This is a genomic window from Pseudonocardia tropica (assembly GCF_040105315.1).
Taxonomy (GTDB): domain Bacteria; phylum Actinomycetota; class Actinomycetes; order Mycobacteriales; family Pseudonocardiaceae; genus Pseudonocardia; species Pseudonocardia alni.
In genome coordinates this window covers 1-1139 of the sequence record NZ_JBEDNP010000093.1, presented here as the reverse complement: position 1 = coordinate 1139, position 1139 = coordinate 1, and the positions used below count along the sequence as shown (strand labels likewise).

Genomic DNA, 1139 nt, shown 5'->3' with positions numbered 1-1139 from the left:
CCGCCGGAGCGCCTGCGCTCGGCCGGCCGGGTGACCGCCACCGAGCTGGCCGCCCTGCCGGACGGGACGCAGGTCGTCGACGTCCGCGGCCCGGGCGAGGTCGCCGGGTCCGGGCTCGTCCCGGGAGCCGTGCCGATCCCGCTGCCCGCCCTCGTCTCGCGGCTCGGCGAGCTCGACCCGGCCACCCCGACCGTCGTCTACTGCGCGGGCGGCTACCGCTCCTCGATTGCGGCGTCGGTGCTGCGTGCCCGGGGCTTCGCCACCGTCGACGACCTGCTCGGCGGGTTCGGTGCCTGGGCCGACGGCTCCCGGCCGGTCGCGACACCGGCCACCACCTGATCCGCCCGCCGACGACGGCGCCCCGGCCGGGATCCGGCCGGGGCGTCGTCGGTGCGGGGACTCAGGCGAGACCGCGGAGCATCGCGTTCCAGTACATCGCGGGGAGGCCGTAGCGCTTGAGCAGCCACATGTCCCTCCGCTCCTTGATGGTGTCGATCCCGGGGATCGACGGCGCCGGCGTCATCGTGTAGTCGAACTCGGCGAGCAGCATGTGGTGCCGCGAGGTCGTCAGCGGGCAGGACGCGTAGCCGTCGTAGCTCGCCGACGGCGTGCGCCCCGCCATGACGTCGCGCAGGTTCCGGGCGACCACCGGTGCCTGCTTGCGGATGGCCGCACCGGTCTTCGAGTTCGGTGAGGACCCGGCGTCGCCGAGGGCGAACACGTTCGGGTACCGCGAGTGCTGCAGGGTGTGCTTGTCGATCTCGACATAGCCCGCCGGATTGTTCGGGTCGGCCAGCGCGCTCTTCTTCACCCAGTCCGGCGCGCTCTGCGGCGGGACGGCGTGCAGCACGTCGTAGGACAGGGTCGAGGTCGTGTCGCCCGCCGCGTGGTCGACGACGGTGATCTCCTTGGCGCCGGCGTTCACCGAGGTCATCTCGCTCTGGAAGTGGACCTGGATGCCGTAGCGGGCGGCGACGCCCTCGAGCACCTTCGCGAACTCGGGTACGCCGAACATGCCCGGCGTCGGCAGCACCAGGTGCACGTCGATGTCGCGCAGCACGCCCTGCTCCCGCCAGTGGTCGGCGGCGAGGTAGGCGATCTTCTGCGGCGCTCCCGCACACTTGATCGGGCCACCGGGC

Annotated in this window: 2 protein-coding genes; one reads left to right on the top strand and one right to left on the bottom strand. The window is 73.0% G+C overall.

Annotated features, from left to right (window positions below):
• On the top strand, window positions 1-339 hold a 339-nt coding region (locus WHI96_RS27710), incomplete at its 5' end, for a rhodanese-like domain-containing protein (RefSeq protein WP_349302521.1).
• Window positions 340-400: 61 nt separating this feature from the next.
• Here WHI96_RS27710 and WHI96_RS27705 read toward each other — a convergent pair.
• Window positions 401-1139 (bottom strand): NAD(P)/FAD-dependent oxidoreductase (locus WHI96_RS27705; RefSeq protein WP_349302520.1); only part of this gene is annotated, 739 nt, incomplete at its 5' end.